Annotated in this window: 15 protein-coding genes; 4 read left to right on the forward strand and 11 right to left on the reverse strand. The window is 62.6% G+C overall.

Annotated features, from left to right (window positions below; all coding sequences use genetic code 11):
• From pqqC to ACLH1U_RS03705, 4 genes are all read right to left on the reverse strand, one after another.
• Positions 1–756: a pyrroloquinoline-quinone synthase PqqC gene (gene pqqC, locus ACLH1U_RS03690; protein WP_023289796.1), complete on the reverse strand. Its 756-nt coding sequence runs from the start codon at positions 754–756 to the stop codon at positions 1–3.
• The gene (gene pqqB, locus ACLH1U_RS03695) at positions 750–1,676 is read right to left on the reverse strand and encodes a pyrroloquinoline quinone biosynthesis protein PqqB (RefSeq protein WP_048297569.1); all 927 of its coding nucleotides are present in this window, start codon (positions 1,674–1,676) and stop codon (positions 750–752) included. The genes pqqC and pqqB overlap by 7 nt, the downstream gene beginning before the upstream one ends.
• A gap of 54 nt (positions 1,677–1,730) precedes the next feature.
• A complete protein-coding gene (gene pqqA, locus ACLH1U_RS03700; RefSeq protein ID WP_002905689.1) occupies positions 1,731–1,802 on the reverse strand; it encodes a pyrroloquinoline quinone precursor peptide PqqA in 72 nt (23 codons plus the stop codon).
• 136 nt (positions 1,803–1,938) lie between these two features.
• On the reverse strand, positions 1,939–2,958 hold the full coding sequence (locus ACLH1U_RS03705; protein ID WP_032452959.1) for a dipeptidase: 1,020 nt from the start codon (positions 2,956–2,958) through the stop codon (positions 1,939–1,941).
• A 242-nt stretch (positions 2,959–3,200) separates the two neighbouring features.
• On the opposite strand from ACLH1U_RS03705, the gene ACLH1U_RS03710 reads away from it, so the two are divergent.
• From ACLH1U_RS03710 to ACLH1U_RS03725, 4 genes are all read left to right on the forward strand, one after another.
• The gene (locus ACLH1U_RS03710) at positions 3,201–4,193 is read left to right on the forward strand and encodes an alpha/beta fold hydrolase (protein WP_023289793.1); all 993 of its coding nucleotides are present in this window, start codon (positions 3,201–3,203) and stop codon (positions 4,191–4,193) included.
• Positions 4,194–4,279: 86 nt separating this feature from the next.
• The gene (locus ACLH1U_RS03715; protein ID WP_017900551.1) at positions 4,280–5,020 is read left to right on the forward strand and encodes a response regulator; all 741 of its coding nucleotides are present in this window, start codon (positions 4,280–4,282) and stop codon (positions 5,018–5,020) included.
• On the forward strand, positions 5,017–6,360 hold the full coding sequence (locus tag ACLH1U_RS03720) for a sensor histidine kinase (protein WP_255893199.1): 1,344 nt from the start codon (positions 5,017–5,019) through the stop codon (positions 6,358–6,360). Before ACLH1U_RS03715 ends, ACLH1U_RS03720 begins: the two co-directional genes overlap by 4 nt.
• A gap of 102 nt (positions 6,361–6,462) precedes the next feature.
• Entirely contained in the window at positions 6,463–7,653 is a 1,191-nt protein-coding gene (locus ACLH1U_RS03725; protein WP_105490630.1) for a cytochrome c biogenesis protein DipZ, read from the forward strand.
• Between the two features lie 226 nt (positions 7,654–7,879).
• Here the strand turns inward: ACLH1U_RS03725 and ACLH1U_RS03730 are convergent, their stop codons facing one another.
• The 7 genes from ACLH1U_RS03730 to tenA all read right to left on the reverse strand — a co-directional run bounded on the left by ACLH1U_RS03730 (position 7,880) and on the right by tenA (position 15,287).
• Positions 7,880–8,773 carry a LysR substrate-binding domain-containing protein gene (locus tag ACLH1U_RS03730; RefSeq protein WP_102002156.1) on the reverse strand — a complete coding sequence of 298 codons (894 nt, stop codon included), beginning with the start codon at positions 8,771–8,773 and terminating at the stop codon, positions 7,880–7,882.
• Positions 8,774–8,986: 213 nt separating this feature from the next.
• Positions 8,987–10,468: a pyridoxal phosphate-dependent decarboxylase family protein gene (locus ACLH1U_RS03735; protein WP_072413243.1), complete on the reverse strand. Its 1,482-nt coding sequence runs from the start codon at positions 10,466–10,468 to the stop codon at positions 8,987–8,989.
• Positions 10,469–10,477: 9 nt separating this feature from the next.
• Positions 10,478–11,863, reverse strand: coding sequence for a diaminobutyrate--2-oxoglutarate transaminase (locus tag ACLH1U_RS03740; RefSeq protein ID WP_072096675.1), 1,386 nt, complete (start codon positions 11,861–11,863; stop codon positions 10,478–10,480).
• 306 nt (positions 11,864–12,169) lie between these two features.
• Complete coding sequence (locus tag ACLH1U_RS03745) at positions 12,170–13,105, reverse strand: ABC transporter substrate-binding protein (protein ID WP_032452954.1); 936 nt, start codon at positions 13,103–13,105, stop codon at positions 12,170–12,172.
• Positions 13,106–13,129: 24 nt separating this feature from the next.
• The gene (locus ACLH1U_RS03750) at positions 13,130–13,870 is read right to left on the reverse strand and encodes an ABC transporter permease (RefSeq protein WP_102003998.1); all 741 of its coding nucleotides are present in this window, start codon (positions 13,868–13,870) and stop codon (positions 13,130–13,132) included.
• Positions 13,867–14,595, reverse strand: coding sequence for an ABC transporter ATP-binding protein (locus tag ACLH1U_RS03755; protein WP_048335802.1), 729 nt, complete (start codon positions 14,593–14,595; stop codon positions 13,867–13,869). The genes ACLH1U_RS03750 and ACLH1U_RS03755 overlap by 4 nt, the downstream gene beginning before the upstream one ends.
• Positions 14,592–15,287, reverse strand: a complete 696-nt coding sequence (gene tenA / locus ACLH1U_RS03760) for a thiaminase II (protein ID WP_032452946.1) — start codon at positions 15,285–15,287, stop codon at positions 14,592–14,594. The genes ACLH1U_RS03755 and tenA overlap by 4 nt, the downstream gene beginning before the upstream one ends.
• Between the last annotated feature and the right edge of the window lie 22 nt (positions 15,288–15,309).

A 15,309-nucleotide genomic window follows, 5' to 3' on the forward strand; every position in this document is an offset into this window, starting at 1 on the left:
TTACACCAGTCGGGTCGTGTGCCAGGCCGCCTTGTCGGTGACCGTATGATAGGGCGGGCGCTGCAGGGCATAGGCCATGGTCATGGCGTCGAGCATCGACCATAAAATGTCGAGCTTAAACTGCAGGATCTCCAGCATCCGGTTCTGTTTTTCAGCGCTGTCGCAGTAGGCCTTCGCCAGCGCCAGGCCATGCTCAACGTCGCGGTTAGCCTGGCTCAGACGGCTGCGGAAGTAAAAATAGCCTTCCTCTTTGATCCACGGGTAGTGCTGCGGCCAGCTGTCGAGGCGCGACTGATGGATCTGCGGGGCGAACAGCTCGGTCAGGGAGCTGCAGGCCGCCTCCTGCCAGCAGGCGCGACGGGCGAAGTTGAGATAGGCATCCACCGCGAAGCGCACGCCGGGCAGCACGTGGCGCTCGCTGAGCAGATCGTCGCGGCTCAGACCGACCGCTTCCCCCAGCCGCAGCCAGGCTTCAATCCCGCCGTCCTCGCCGTGGCTGCCATCGTGGTCGAGGATCCGCTGCACCCATTTGCGCCGGGTCTGCGCGTCCGGGCAGTTGGCCATGATCGCCGCGTCTTTCAGCGGGATAGTGGTCTGGTAATAAAACCGGTTCGCCACCCAGCCCTGAATTTGCTCGCGGGTCGCGTCGCCGTTATGCATGGCGATGTGGTAAGGGTGGTGAATATGGTAGAAGGCGCCTTTAGCCCGCAGGGCCGCTTCAAAGGCCTGCGGCGACAGCGTGTCGGTGATCAGCATGCGATATCCTGAAGGGTGATAGCCATCCCGTCCCAGCTCACTTCAATCCCCTGCTGCGTCAGCGCCTGACGCTGGGGAGAGCGCTCGTTAAGGATCGGGTTGGTGTTATTGATATGAATAAGAATTTTGCGTTTTGCCGGCAGGGAGGCCAGCAGGGCCATCATCCCGTGCTCATCGCCGAGCGCCAGGTGGCCCATATCGCGGCCGGTATTGCGCCCGACGCCGGCGGCCTGCAGTTCGTCATCCTGCCAGACGGTGCCATCGATCAGCAGACAGTCCGCTTTTTGCAGCCAGGGCAGAATGGTCTCATCCGGCTCACCGAGCCCCGGAGCGTAGAACAGCGTCTGCCCGTTGCGGCGGTTTTCGATAAACAGCGCCACGTTATGGCCCGGCAGCGGCCGGTCGCGATACGGCGAATAGGGCGGCGCGTTGCTGGCGATAGGCACCGCGGTAAACCGCAAATCAGGACAGGCGTCAACGGTAAAAGGCTGCTGCGGCGCGATGGGGTGATGCACCAGGCCGCCGTTCCAGTGGCGCAGCATGGTAAACACCGGGAAGCCGGTGGAGAGATCCTCATGGACCTCCGGGGTGCACCACACCTGGTGCGGGCAGCCTTCGCGCAGGCTGAGTAACCCGGTAGTGTGGTCGATCTGGCTGTCGGTGAGAATAATGCCGCCGATATGTGTTCCGCGCAGCACGCCGGTTTTATTTAACTCGGGCGTGTGGGCAATCTGCTGGCTGATATCCGGCGAGGCGTTGCACAGCACCCACTCTTGACCGTTATCGCTGACGATGATCGACGACTGGGTGCGGGCGCTGGCCTGGATCGTGCCGTCGCGCAGACCCTGACAGTTGGCGCAGTTGCAGTTCCATTGCGGGAAACCGCCGCCGGCGGCGGAACCGAGGACTTTAATGAACATGAAGACGGACCGGGTAATGAAAAAAGAGGCCCGCGCGAACGGCGGGCGGGGCGATTAGCGGTTAGAAATGTACAGCGTCACTTCCAGACCGAGACGTAAATCGATAAAAGCAGGTTTCTTCCACATGTTTTGTTCCTCTTAAAAATGACGACAGGCCTCACGGATAATGCAGGATCTGTGACGGCCGCCGCATATTGCGCTTCACCGGGAGAGAGATCAACCCGGAATCTGTAAGGATTTAACTTTATGTTTACAATATAACCTATTGTTGCCAAACATTTTTTAATACCCGCAGCCAGTTACGCCACAGCAGCTTATCCAGCACCAATTGATCATAGCCGCTGTCACGCAAGGCATTGATAAGCCGCGGTAAGCCGGCCACATCCCCCAGCGCGTCCGGCAGGGTGACGCCGTCAAAATCCGAACCAAGGGCCACATGATCCTCACCCATTATGTTAATAAGATAGTCGATATGCCGGATGATGGTGGCGAAGGGCGTGTCGCTATCGCGCCGTCCGTCGGCGCGCAGGAAGGCGTTGCCGAAATTAACGCCCACCACGCCGCCGCTGTCGCGGATCGCCCGCAGTTGCCGATCGGTCAGGTTGCGCGGCTGTGGGCACAGGGCGTGGGCATTGGAGTGGGTGGCCACCAGCGGGGCGGTGGAGTGACGGGCGGTATCCCAAAAGGCCTGTTCATTCATGTGCGAAACATCGATCTGCATCTTCAGGGCGTTGGCCTGGGCAATGAGCGCGATACCCTCGCCGGTAAGACCCGGCCCGCTGTCCGGACTGCCGGGAAAGGCGCCGGTGACCCCGCAGCCGAAGCGATTGGCGATGTTCCAGAACGGACCTATGCTGCGCACCCCGGCGCGATAAAAGTCCTGCAGATCTTCGCCCTGGGCGTCGAACCCGCCGGCGCCTTCGATGTGCGCCACCATCGCCAGCGCCTTATCCTGACGGCAGCGTTCGATATCCGCCGCGCTCAGGCACAGCCGTGCGCGGCTGGCGTCATGGGCGCAAATCGCCTTGAGGATAGCCAGCTGCTGCCAGAGGATCGTTAATGGGTCCCACGCCTGACTGGCGTACTGGGGCGCCACGCGGGCGATATACTCCTGCGGCGGTACAAAGAGGGCGAACAGGCCGCCGGCCAGACCGCCCTGGCGAATACGCGGATAATCGAGGTGGCCGTTCTCTATCCCGGCAAAGAAGGCGGTCACCGGATCCTCGCGATGGTGAAGCCAGAGATTCAGCAGCAGGTCATTGTGACCATCAAAAATCGCCACAGCGGGCTCCTGGGTTATCAGGTGGTAAAAATGGCTGTCACGGTAGCGGATTTATGCCCGGGGGCAAGCAGAAATTCACAAGCCAGCAACAATTGCCAACATTGATTATGTATCACACTGTATCCCGCGGCGGATCGCTGACATGAAGAGATAAAAACGGCCCCTGTCGGGCACACGGCGGATACAAATTTCCGCTTAACTGGTTACGTACTCTCTTGATGACGATAAAAGGTGACAAAGCGATGAACAGATTATCCCTGATCCGGTATACCAGCGCCGCGGCGCTGGGGTTATCCACCCTGTGGTCCGCTGCCGTTTGCGCCGCTGAAGACGCGGGGGCGTTCGACAAGATCCACCAGATCCACGCCGGCGATCTGAATATTGGCTACGTGGATATCGGCCCGCGCGACGGCCAGCCGGTGATTCTGCTGCACGGCTGGCCCTACGATATTCAGAGCTATGCCCAGGTGGCGCCGGCTTTAGCGCAGAAGGGCTACCGGGTGATTGTGCCGTATCTGCGCGGCTACGGCACCACCCGTTTCCTCTCCGCCAGCACGCCGCGTAACGGTCAGCCGTCGGCGATGGCGGCCGATATTGTCCATCTGATGGATGCCCTGAACATCAGGCAGGCGGATCTGGCCGGCTTTGACTGGGGGGCGCGCACGGCGGATATCGTCGCCGCGCTGTGGCCGCAGCGGGTGAAATCCCTGGTCTCGGTGAGCGGGTATCTGATCAGCAGTCAGCAGATTGGCGAAAAACCGCTGCCGCCGCAGGCGGAGCTGTCGTGGTGGTATCAGTTCTATTTTGCCACTCCGCGCGGGGAAGCCGGTTACCGGCAGAACACCCATGACTTTGCGAAATTTATCTGGCATCAGGCGTCGCCGCAGTGGCCATTCAGCGACGCAACCTTTGCCAAAACCGCCCGGGCGCTGGATAACCCGGACCACGTGGCGATCACCATCAGCAACTACCGCTGGCGCCTGGGGCTGGAGAAGGGAGAAGCGAAGTATGCCAGCTATGAACAACGGCTGGCGGCGCTGCCGCCGATTACGGTGCCCACCATCACTCTGGAAGGGGCGAATAACGGCGCGCCGCATCCGGCTCCCGCCAGCTACCGGGCCAAATTTACCGGTAAATATGAGCACCGGGATCTGCAGGGGCCGGTGGGCCATAACCCGCCGCAGGAGGACCCGACGGCGTTTGTGCAGGCGGTGGTGGACGCCGATCGTTTGTAACCCGCGCCTTGCCGGCGGCGCGACGTTGCGCTTCCGGCAACACGGCTTATGCTTGTGAAGAGTCTATTTTGCCGCAGGAGCAGCCTTTGGAGCGTATTGACCACATCCTGGTCGTCGATGACGACCGCGACATCCGGGAACTGATTGTCGACTATCTGGAAAAATCGGGATACCGCGCCAGCGGCGCGGCGAACGGCAAAGCCATGTGGTCGGTGCTCAAAAACCATCAAATCGACCTGATTGTGCTGGATATCATGATGCCGGGGGAGGATGGCTTAACGCTCTGTCGCCAGCTGCGCGCAAACCCGCAACAGGATATCCCGGTGCTGATGCTCACCGCCCGCACCGACGACAGCGACCGGATCCTCGGACTTGAGATGGGGGCTGACGACTATCTGGTGAAACCCTTTGTGGCCCGCGAACTGCTGGCGCGCATCAAAGCCATTTTACGCCGCACCCGGGCGCTGCCGCCCAACCTGCAGATCACCGAGGCGGGCAGGCTGATCGCATTTGGCGACTGGCTGCTCGATACCGCCGCCCGCCATCTGCTGGACGACAGCGGGGCGATTGTCGCCCTCAGTGGGGCGGAGTATCGACTGCTGCGGGTGTTTCTCGACCATCCCCAGCGGGTGCTGAACCGCGATCAGCTGCTCAATCTGACCCAGGGACGCGACGCCGAACTGTTTGAACGGTCAATCGACCTGCTGGTGAGCCGACTGCGTCAGCGCCTGCGGGAGGATGCCCGGGAGCCGGCCTACATTAAGACGGTGCGCAGTGAAGGCTATGTGCTGTCGGTCCCGGTCTCCATCCGCGAGAGGCATGAATGAGGTTCTGGCCCGCCTCGCTGCAGTCGAGGCTGATGGCGCTGCTGTTTCTGGCGCTGCTGCTGGCGAATACCTTAACCCTGTCGCTACTGTTTTATGAGCGTATGAGCAGCGCCCGCAGCGTGATGCTGGGCAATCTGGCGTCGGATGTCGCCACCAGCGTGGCGATCCTCGACCGTCTGCCGCCCGCTGAACGCCCGCAGTGGCTGCCGAAGCTGGCGCGCGGCAACTACCGCTATCAGCTGGACGCCGGCGAGCGCGGCGACTACCCGGACAGCTGGCGCGCCCGGGACGCGGCGCGCTCCCTGCAGGAGGCGTTGAGCGCGCAGTATCCGGTGAGTATTGTGGCGATCCCCGGTCCGCGGCAGCATATCCAGGCCCATATTACCCTCCACGATGGCGCCCCCTTAACCCTCGACCTGTGGCCGACACTACCGCCCATCGCCCGCTGGCTGCCGGTGGTGCTGATCGCTCAGTTTGTCCTCCTGCTGGCCTGCGCCTGGTACGCGGTTCGCCAGGTTCTGCAGCCCATCACTCGCTTTACCCATGCGGTGAATGCGCTTGAGCCGGCCAGCGGCACGGCGGGAACCATGGCCGAGCAGGGGCCGGAGGAGGTGCGCCGTGCCGCCCGCGCGTTTAACGCGATGCAGACCCGCATCCACGATCATCTGCAGGAGCGGGCGCGGATCCTCGCCGCCATCTCCCACGATCTGCAAACCCCGATTACCCGGATGAAGCTGCGGGTGGAGATGGCCGACCAGCCTGAACTGCGCGACAAACTGCTGCAGGATCTCGACAATATGACCCGCCTGGTGCGCGAAGGTATCGCCTTCGCTCGCACTTCGCAGCCGCTGGAGGAGGCGCGCCAGCGGCTGAACCTTGACGCCTTTCTCGACAGCATCGCCTGCGATTATGCCGATGTCGGCCGGCCGGTGCGGTTTTGCCCCGAGGCGCGCGCCGGAGTGGTGTGGATCCCACCGCAGGCCCTGCGCCGGGTGATGACCAACCTTATCGATAACGGGCTGAAATTCGGCGCCACGGTAACGGTCGCCCTCAACCGCGACGCCGCCGGGGATATCATCATTCATGTGCTGGATGAGGGGCCGGGGATCCCTGAGGCGTCGCTGCAGGCGGTGCTACAGCCCTTTTTTCGCCTGGAGGACTCGCGCAATCGCGATACCGGCGGCACCGGCCTGGGGCTGGCGATCGCCGCGCAGCTGGTCAGCCAGATGAACGGCACGCTGCGCCTGGCCAATCGCCCGCAGGGCGGTCTGGATGCCAGCGTGCGTCTCACCGCGCAGGGATTGTATCCTGCTGTATCACCGGCGCAGATAGAAAACTAAGCCGACAATTCTCCCGCTTTCCCGACACATCCGCCCTACATCCCCTTGTTGTAATGTCGTGGCTGCCACCTTCGGCAGCGATGGCATAATGAGGAGAAGGCGATGTCGATATTCATTGCATTTTTGGGCGGGATGTTAACCCTGCTAAGCCCCTGCACGCTGCCGGTGATCCCGCTGCTGTTCGCCAGCGTCCGGGGCCGACGGGGGCAACTGGCGATCATGCTGGCGGGCATGGCGCTGATGTTCGGCGCTGTGTCGTGGCTGGTGACGGTCGCCAGCGGTTGGGTCGTGAATCTGACGCTGGCTGGGCGCGGCCTGGCGCTGGCGTTCTTCGCCCTTGTCGGGCTGAGCCTGCTTTCGCCGCGCGTCGCGCAGCGGCTGACGTCACCCCTGGTGGCGCTGGGGAATCAGCTTAACGACGCCAGCTCACGCCAGCGCGGCTGGATCGGTTCGCTGCTGGCCGGGCTGGCGGTGGGGCTGCTGTGGGCGCCATGCGCCGGGCCGGTACTGGGGGCGATACTGAGCCTGGGCTTTGTGCATCCGGGCCAGGCGACCACCGGCGGGTTGCTGTTGGCCTACGGCGGCGGCGGGGCGCTGATGTTATTCCTGCTCGGGTGGTGCGGCGCGGCGTTGATTGCCCGTCTGCGTCGCGGGCTGGCGTTCGGCGAACGGCTGCGCCGGCTGGCGGGGGTGGCGATGCTGGCCTCGGTGGCGCTGATCGCCAGCGGCGGCGACCGCTATTTGCAAAGCGCGGGAGGATGGAGTCAGGCGCTGGAGCAGCGGCTGGCCGCCCGTCTGCCGCAGCCAACGCAGAAAACGGTTCTGCAACCGATCGCGACGCCCGAGCCCAGCAGCGCGATGCCTTCGCTGGCGGGAGGCAGCGCATGGCTCAATAGCCCGGCGTTAACCCCGGAGAGTCTGAAGGGCAAAGTAGTGCTGGTGGACTTCTGGACCCGGGAGTGCATCAACTGTCAGCATACCCTGCCTTACGTGCGCGACTGGGCGAACAAATACCGCGCGGCCGGGCTGGTGGTGATTGGCGTCCATACCCCGGAATATCCCTGGGAGCGCTCTCTACCGCTGCTGCGCCAGGCGGTGAAGGACTGGCGGATAACCTACCCTGTGGTGGCGGATAATGAGTACGCCATCTGGAACGCCTTCGGCAATCAGTACTGGCCGGCGCATTACATTTTCGACGCACGTGGGCAACTGCGCTATACCGCCTTCGGCGAAGGGGATTATGCCCGCCAGGAGCAGGTGATCCAGCAGCTGCTGCAGGAGAGCAAAGCCTGACCCGTGGACGCCGGTAACTGCCGGACGGTTCCCTTTATCCCTTATGCCCATTGCCGGGCGGCGCTGCGCTTGCCCGGCCTGGGGGGTTACGGTGCCGGGTGCAGGCCCGGTAAGGCGGGTTACGTAGCGGGTGGAGACAGAATCTTGGCCGGGGTAACAGACGTTGCCGAACGGTTCCCTCTCCCTCCGGAAGAAGGTTAGGGTGAGGGAAACTGGCGTGACACTGTCACCGAACAACCCACTCCTGCAGGGCCTCGGACATCAGTTCGCCGAGCAGCGTGACCGCGGCGGAATGGGGTTCCTGACGCGGGGGTTGTTGCAGACTGACGGCCAGGTTGCCGGGGGATGGCAGTGATCCGCCGGCGGGGCGCAGATTGCCTGGCATGCCGATGCGGCTGCGTACCGTCAGCCCCAGGCCGGCCTGCACCGCCGCCCAGATGCCGCTCAGGCTGTGGCTGACGAACACCACCTGCCAGGGGATCCCTGCGGCATCGAGACAGGCAATAGCGCGGGAACGCATCAAGCACGGGCTGTCGAACATCACCAGCGGCAGCGGCTCGCCGGACGCCAGCCACGCGCGAACGTCAAAGTCAGGATGCGCAATCCACGCCAGCGGGCAGCGGCCCAGCCCAGGGCCCTGATCTTCGGTTTGCCACAGCAGCGCCAGATCCAGCGTCTGCTCCGCCAGCGCCTGGCGCAGCGGGCCATTGCGATCCACCCTGGCGACGATCCGCACCTGCGGATGGTGGCGGGTAAACTGCCCAAGGATCCCCGGCATTAGCGATTCGCCAAAATCTTCCTGCATGCCAAGGTGAATTTCGCCAGTGAGCCGTTCGCCCTGCAGCGCGCGCAGGGTTTCATCATTGAGCGCCAGCAGCCGTCTGGCGTAGCTCATTAGCTTTTCGCCCTCCGCGGTCAGCGCCAGGTGACGCCCCTGTTTAACCACCAGCGCGGCGCCGCACTGACTCTCCAGCTTTTTGAGCTGGGCGCTGACGGCGGAGGTGGAGCGCGCCAGACGCTGCGCCGCCAGGGCGAAGCTGCCGCACTCCATGCCGGTCACAAAGCTGCGCAGGGCGTCAAGATCGAGGCCGGGTAAGCGTTTCTCCATTATCATCCTTATTACCGGGACGTTGGATTCTGGCGATTGCCATTATCGGGACCTTACTGTGGCATCGCGGCGGGCAGGCGTCAACGGACCCTGTGGCGAGAAGCGTAGAAGCGCGCGCCAGTCGCGCAGGCAGGCAAAAAAAAAGCCGATAAGGGAACTTATCGGCTTAGTGCAGGCAGGGCTGGCCGCTGAGCGGGGCGACAGGCGCCGCCTCGCTCAGGCAGATTATTGCGCCAGCAGCTCCTGAGCGGTGCGCTCCACCAGGCTCAGCAGGACCTTCACATCATCCAGCGTCACCACCGGGTTCAGCAGGGTCAGCTTCAGGCAGGTAACGCCGTTGTGCTCGGTCACGCCAACGTTGGCGCGGCCGGAAGCCAGCAGGGCGTCGCCGACGCGCTGGTTGAGCAGGGCGATAGCCGCCGCGTCGCTCTGCGCCATCTGCGCCGGACGAGAACGGAACAGCACGCTCGCCAGCTGCGGCTGCATCACCAGCTCCAGCGTCGGCTGCGACTTCACGTACTCCGCGACGTTTTTCGCCATGGTGACGCCGTGATCGATGATCGCCGCATACTGTTTCTGCCCCAGCGCTTCGAGGCCCATCCACAGCTTCAGGGCATCGAAGCGGCGGGTGGTCTGCAGCGATTTAGAGACCAGGTTCGGCACGCCGTGTTCTTCATCGAACTCGGAGTTCAGATAGGCCGCCTGATAACGCATCAGCTCGTAATGGCGGGCATCCTTCAGCAGGAAGGCACCGCAGCTGATGGTCTGGAAGAACTGCTTGTGGAAGTCCAGGGTAACGGAATCCACTAGCTCCAGACCGTCAAGATAGTCGCGATACTGCTCAGACAGCAGCAGCGCGCCGCCCCAGGCCGCGTCAACGTGCAGCCAGATCTGATGCTCCGCGGCGATACCAGCGATGTCGCGCAGCGGGTCGATAGCCCCCGCGTCGGTGGTCCCGGCGGTGGCGACGATCGCCATGATCTGTTCGCCGTTAGCCTGCGCCTGCGCAATCTTCGCCTTCAGGTCGGCCACGTCCATCCGCGCGAATTCGTCGGTTTTCACCAGCGTAACCGAGCGGTAGCCGAGACCCATCAGCGCCATGTTCTTCTGCACCGAGAAGTGGGCGTTTTCCGAGCACAGCACTTTGTACTGGCGGATATCCCCCGGCAGTCCATCCTGCTGGATGGAGTGTCCCTGACGGGCGAAGAAGGCGTCGCGCGCCAACATCAGGCCCATCAGGTTGCTCTGGGTGCCGCCGCTGGTGAAGACGCCGGCGTCGCCTGCCGGATAGCCGACCCGGGCGCGCAGCCACTCGATCAGCTTCATCTCAATGATGGTCGCCGACGGGCTCTGATCCCAGGAGTCCATGCTCTGGTTGGTGGCGTTGATCAGCACTTCCGCCGCCTGGCTAATCACCAGACTCGGGCAGTGCAGGTGCGCCACGCACTGTGGGTGATGCACCGACAGGCTGTCTTTCAGGAAGTACTCGATCGCACGATCAATCGCCGCCTGGTTACCCAACCCCTGTTCGTTAAATTCAAGGGAGATACGCTCACGCAGTTCGTCAACGCTTTTCCCCTGATACATCTCAGGTTGCTTCAGCCACTGCACAACGGCCTGACTGGTCTGCTCGATAACCTGCTGATAGGCCTCAACGCTCTGCGCCGAACCAGCAAGAATCGGATTCAATGTGGACATGGTGGTCACTGACTCCACTCAGACCGGTTTCACACCGGCGGCCAGCAGGGCCTGTTCAAATTTGTCGAGGAACACATTCAGTTCCGCGTCGCTGATCAGCAGGGACGGCAGCAGGCGCAGCACGCAGCCGTGACGGCCACCGCGCTCCAGAATCAGGCCCGCTTCGAAGCATTTCTTCTGCAGCAGGGCAGAGAGTTCGCCGTCAGCCGGGTAGCAGCCCATGTGATCCTGCGCGTCGTTCGGCTTGACGATTTCGATACCGATCATCAGACCGAGACCGCGAACGTGGCCAATGACCGGGTAGCGCTTCTGCAGCTCCGCCAGTTTGCCTTTCAGCCACTCGCCCTGGGCGGCGACTTTGTCGGCAATGTTGTTGTCGCGCAGGTGACGCAGGGTGGTCAGGCCGGTAGCCATCGCCAGCTGGTTGCCGCGGAAGGTGCCGGTGTGGTGACCCGGTTCCCAGGCGTCGAACTGCTTTTTAATGCCCAGCACCGCCAGCGGCAGACCGCCGCCAACCGCTTTCGACATCACGATGATGTCCGGCTGAATACCGGCGTGTTCGAAGGCGAAGAATTTACCGGTACGGGCAAAGCCGGCCTGCACTTCATCGACGATCAGCAGAATGCCGTGCTCTTCGGTCACTTTGCGGATGCGCTGCAGCCACTCGACCGGCGCCGGGTTCACGCCGCCTTCGCCCTGAACGGCTTCGAGGATCACGGCCGCCGGTTTACGGACGCCGCTCTCCACGTCGTTGATCAGGTTTTCGAAGTAGTAGGTCAGGGCTTTGACGCCGGCTTCGCCGCCGATGCCCAGCGGGCAGCGGTACAGGTGCGGGTAAGGCATAAACTGCACTTCCGGCATCATGCCGTTGACCGCCGCTTTCGGCGACAGGTTGCCGGTGACCGACAGCGCGCCGTGGGTCATCCCGTGATAGCCGCCGGAGAAGCTGATCACCGACGTACGGCCGGTGTATTTTTTCGCCAGCTTCAGCGCCGCTTCCACGGCGTCAGCGCCGGAAGGACCGGTGAACTGCAGGCAATACTCTTTCCCTTCGCCCGGCAGGCAAGAGAGCAGGTATTCGGAGAAACGATCTTTTAACGGGGTAGTCAGATCGAGAGTATGTAACGGCAAGCCGCTGGTAATGACACTTTGGATGCTCTGCAATACATCAGGGTGGTTGTGGCCCAGAGCGAGAGTACCGGCGCCGGCGAGGCAGTCCAGGTACTGTTTGTTATCCGCATCCGTCAGCCACACGCCTTCAGCTTTAGTGATAGCCAGCGGTAACTTACGCGGGTAACTCCTGACATTCGATTCGAATTCGGCCTGACGGGCCAAAAAGGTTTCGTTGTTTGCGTCTAATAAATCGGCACGTAAAGTATCAATACGGACTTTATCCGTCATCATATCACTCCCACAACCAGCATTGCGGTTGAACGCTGGTTGAATAATTGGTGTAAGGAATTGAATTGGCATTCATAAAGCGCGCACAATATATGGCTTTTTAAATCCGCATTCAACGTTTTATTGATTGCGTTATTTTGACGTTATTCTTACCGGGGTAAAAATTAACGTAACCTGCTGAATTATAATAAAACAAGCCAAGGTAACGATAACCCTTTAAAGTGTAATTATTAGTGAGAAAGTCTCTATATTTTTATTGCCGCTGCGTTAAAGCGCTGACGGAAAGCCTTCCGTCAGCGATAGCAAGAGTCAATGCAGCTCAACCGCATAATTTGTTAAAGGTGTAACTTTTTTCACCAACTTATTGTTATATAAAAACTGTTCGTAAGTGTCGTAGCGCGCTTTATCCAGCGCCGCCGGATCGGCGGCGAACAGCGGCACGGTTTGCAGCCACGCCTGATGGTTAAGCTCGGTCTTCAGCTCCGGATGCGCGGCGGCGAACGCCTCCCAGCTCTCCTGCGGATGCGCGCGCAGGTAGCTGACCCCGGCCTGCAGGGCGGTGAGGAATTTACGGATTTTCGCCTCATGAATCGCGTCGCGGTGGGCGACAATCACCAGCTCGTCATAGGCCGGTACGCCATAATCCTCAACGTTCATCACCACCGGGGCTTTGCCCTGCAGCTTCAGCTCCTGCGCTTCTATATTACGATAGCCGCCGATGACCGCGTCCACCTGGCCCGCCAGCAGAGCGCTGGTCAGCTGAAAATTGACGTTGACCAGCTTGATACTGGCCGGATCGATCCCCGCATGCTGCGCCATGGTCGACAGGGTGGCCTGCTCAATGCCGCTGACCGAGTAACCCACCTTCTTGCCTTGCAGATCCGCCGGGGTTTTGATCTGCTTATCCAGGGCGATCACCGTGTTCAGCGGCGAGCCGATCAGGGTGCCCACGCGCACCAGCGGTAACCCTTCGTCAGCGAAGAAGTGCACCTGCGGCTGGTAGGTGATGGCCAGGTCCGCCTGACGGGCGGCCACCATGCGGGGCGGCAGCGCCGGATCCGACGGGGGGACAATCTTGACGTCCAGACCCTGGGCCTTAAAGGCGCCGATCTGCTCGGCCACCATAATCGGCGCATGGTCGGGGTTAATATACCAGTCCAGCACCAGGGTGAGCGGTTCATTGGCCAGCGCGTGACCGCTGAGCAGCGCCGTCAGGGTTGCTCCGGCGAAAAGCGACGTTTTCATCTGTTTTCCTTTATTACTTCATGATTATTCCGGCGACCAGTCGATCAGCCGGTGCAGCAGGGTGTCTACCGCCAGCCACAGGAAGAGGGTCAGCAGTACTAAAATAAACAGCGCGGCGAAGCAGATATCGGTTTGCAGCCGCGCGTTGGCATTGAGCATGACGTAGCCCAGCCCCTCGGCGGAGCCGACCCATTCGCCGATAACGGCGCCGATGGGGGCCACCGCCGCCGCCATGCGCAGGCCCGAGCCCAGCGCCGGCAGGGCGGCCATCAGGCGGACATGCCGCAGCTGAGCGCCGAAGGAGGCGTTCATGCTGCGCGCCAGATCGAGATACTCGTGGTTGACCCGTCGCAAGCCGTCAAAGAAGGCGGACGTGACGGGAAAGAAAATCACCAGCACCGCCATCGCCACTTTGGCGCTCATGCCAAACCCCAGCCACAGCACCAGCAGCGGGGCGAGGGCAAAGACCGGGATCGCCTGGCTGGTGAGCACCAGCGGCATCAGCCAGCGCTGCAGGCGCGGGGAGAGGATCATGCCCAGCGCCAGCGTGACGCCGAGCGCCACCCCCAGCGCCAGGCCGCTGAGGATCTCGCTGAGGGTAATCAGCGTGTGCCAGCCGAGATAGGCGCGATTGACCCACAGCGCCTCGGCGACCGCCGCCGGGGAGGGTAAAAGAAAGTGCGGAATGCCGCTGCGGCTGGCCAGCCCCCAGAGAAGCATCAGTCCGCAGAACACCATGCCGCCGCGCCAGAGACGTCCAGTCATGAGTGGGCCCTCATCAGCTGCTGCAGCAGCGCCGCCTGGGCGTTCAACAGCTCGGGCGCATCCGGCGCGCGCGGAGGCGCGCCGGTGAGGTGATGGCTGTCGTCGATCTCCCCGTCGGCGGCCGAGAGGACCAGCAGACGATGGCTCAGCCGGCAGGCTTCCAGCGGATCGTGGGTGATCAGCACCACCGTGCGCCCCGCCAGCAGAGTGGCTGCGAGGGTCTGAATGCGCGTGCGGGTGAGGGTGTCCAGCGCTGAGAAGGGCTCATCCATCAGCACGATGGGCCGGTCCTCATACAGGGTGCGGGCCAGCGCGGCGCGCTGACGCATCCCGCCGGAGAGCGTCGCCGGCCGGGCGTCGGCGCTGGAGGCGAGCCCCACCTGTTCAAGCAGGGTGGCGACCCGGGCGTGATCCACTTTCTCACCGCGCAGCCGCGCGCCGAGGGCGACGTTCTCTCGAACGCTCAGCCAGGGGTAAAGCAGGTCTTTCTGCCCCATCCACGCCAGGCGGCCGGGTATCGGCTTTCCGTCGCTGGCGACCACTTCCCCGCGGGTGGCGGGGGCCAGGCCGGCCATGACCCGCAGCAGGCTGGTTTTACCGGCCCCGCTGGCGCCGAGCAGCGACACCCACTGGCCGCCGGGGACCGTCAGCGACAGGTTGTCGAACAGGCGGCGGTCGCCGAAATGGAGGCTCAACTTACGGACCTCGATACCTGGCGCCGTCACGCCCGGGACTCCGCCGCGGCGTTAAGCCCCATCTGCCAGAACTGCGCCTCCAGGCGGGTGGCGGTGGTGAAGATGTCGCTCAGCCCGGCGAGGCGGGCCTCGCTTCCGCGCTGTTGCCACACGGTCTCCAGCAGCGCCAGCGCGGCGCTGACGCCCTGCAGATAGCCTTCATCGCCATAGTTTCGGATCCACGAGGCGTAAGGATTATCCTCCAGGCGGGTGGCGGGGTGATGCAGCAGGCCCAGACCGATTTCGGCGTAACCCGCCACGCAGGGCATCAGGGCGACCAGCAGATCCAGCGCGTCGCCTGAATGACCGATATCCAGCACGTAGCGAGTGTAATTGATGGTTTCTGGCGCTTCGGGCTGGGCGGCCATCTCCGGTTCGCTAATGCCCCACTGGGCGCAGTAGCCGACGTGCAGCGGCACTTCGTTAAGGATGGCGTTCATGGAGGCGGCCGCGGCGCGCATCTCCGGCAGCGTGCGCAGTTTACTCACCAGCAGCGCGTAGCTGCGGGCGAAATGGATCAGAAACAGATAATCCTGGGTCAGATAGCGACGGAACGCGCTTTTCGCCAGGGTGCCTTCGGCAAGCTGCTGAACGAAAGGGTGCGCCACATAGTGCTGCCAGTCAGCGGCGGCCAGCTGGCGTAAACGGCCATAAAGACCTTGGCTAAACGCGGGAACAATCACAGGACCTCCATTTATGCAGGGG

The organism is Klebsiella sp. 1SOBk5mer (assembly GCF_046603115.1).
GTDB lineage: Bacteria > Pseudomonadota > Gammaproteobacteria > Enterobacterales > Enterobacteriaceae > Klebsiella > Klebsiella quasipneumoniae.

What these genes read in the sequence shown, in the direction of transcription:
- pqqC (WP_023289796.1), bottom strand. Translation starts at nt 756, where the DNA reads ATGCTGATCACCGACACGCTGTCGCCGCAGGCCTTTGAAGCGGCCCTG.
- pqqB (WP_048297569.1), bottom strand. Translation starts at nt 1,676, where the DNA reads ATGTTCATTAAAGTCCTCGGTTCCGCCGCCGGCGGCGGTTTCCCGCAA.
- ACLH1U_RS03710 (WP_023289793.1), top strand. Translation starts at nt 3,201, where the DNA reads ATGAACAGATTATCCCTGATCCGGTATACCAGCGCCGCGGCGCTGGGG.
- ACLH1U_RS03720 (WP_255893199.1), top strand. Translation starts at nt 5,017, where the DNA reads ATGAGGTTCTGGCCCGCCTCGCTGCAGTCGAGGCTGATGGCGCTGCTG.
- ACLH1U_RS03725 (WP_105490630.1), top strand. Translation starts at nt 6,463, where the DNA reads ATGTCGATATTCATTGCATTTTTGGGCGGGATGTTAACCCTGCTAAGC.
- ACLH1U_RS03740 (WP_072096675.1), bottom strand. Translation starts at nt 11,863, where the DNA reads ATGATGACGGATAAAGTCCGTATTGATACTTTACGTGCCGATTTATTA.
- ACLH1U_RS03745 (WP_032452954.1), bottom strand. Translation starts at nt 13,105, where the DNA reads ATGAAAACGTCGCTTTTCGCCGGAGCAACCCTGACGGCGCTGCTCAGC.
- ACLH1U_RS03750 (WP_102003998.1), bottom strand. Translation starts at nt 13,870, where the DNA reads ATGACTGGACGTCTCTGGCGCGGCGGCATGGTGTTCTGCGGACTGATG.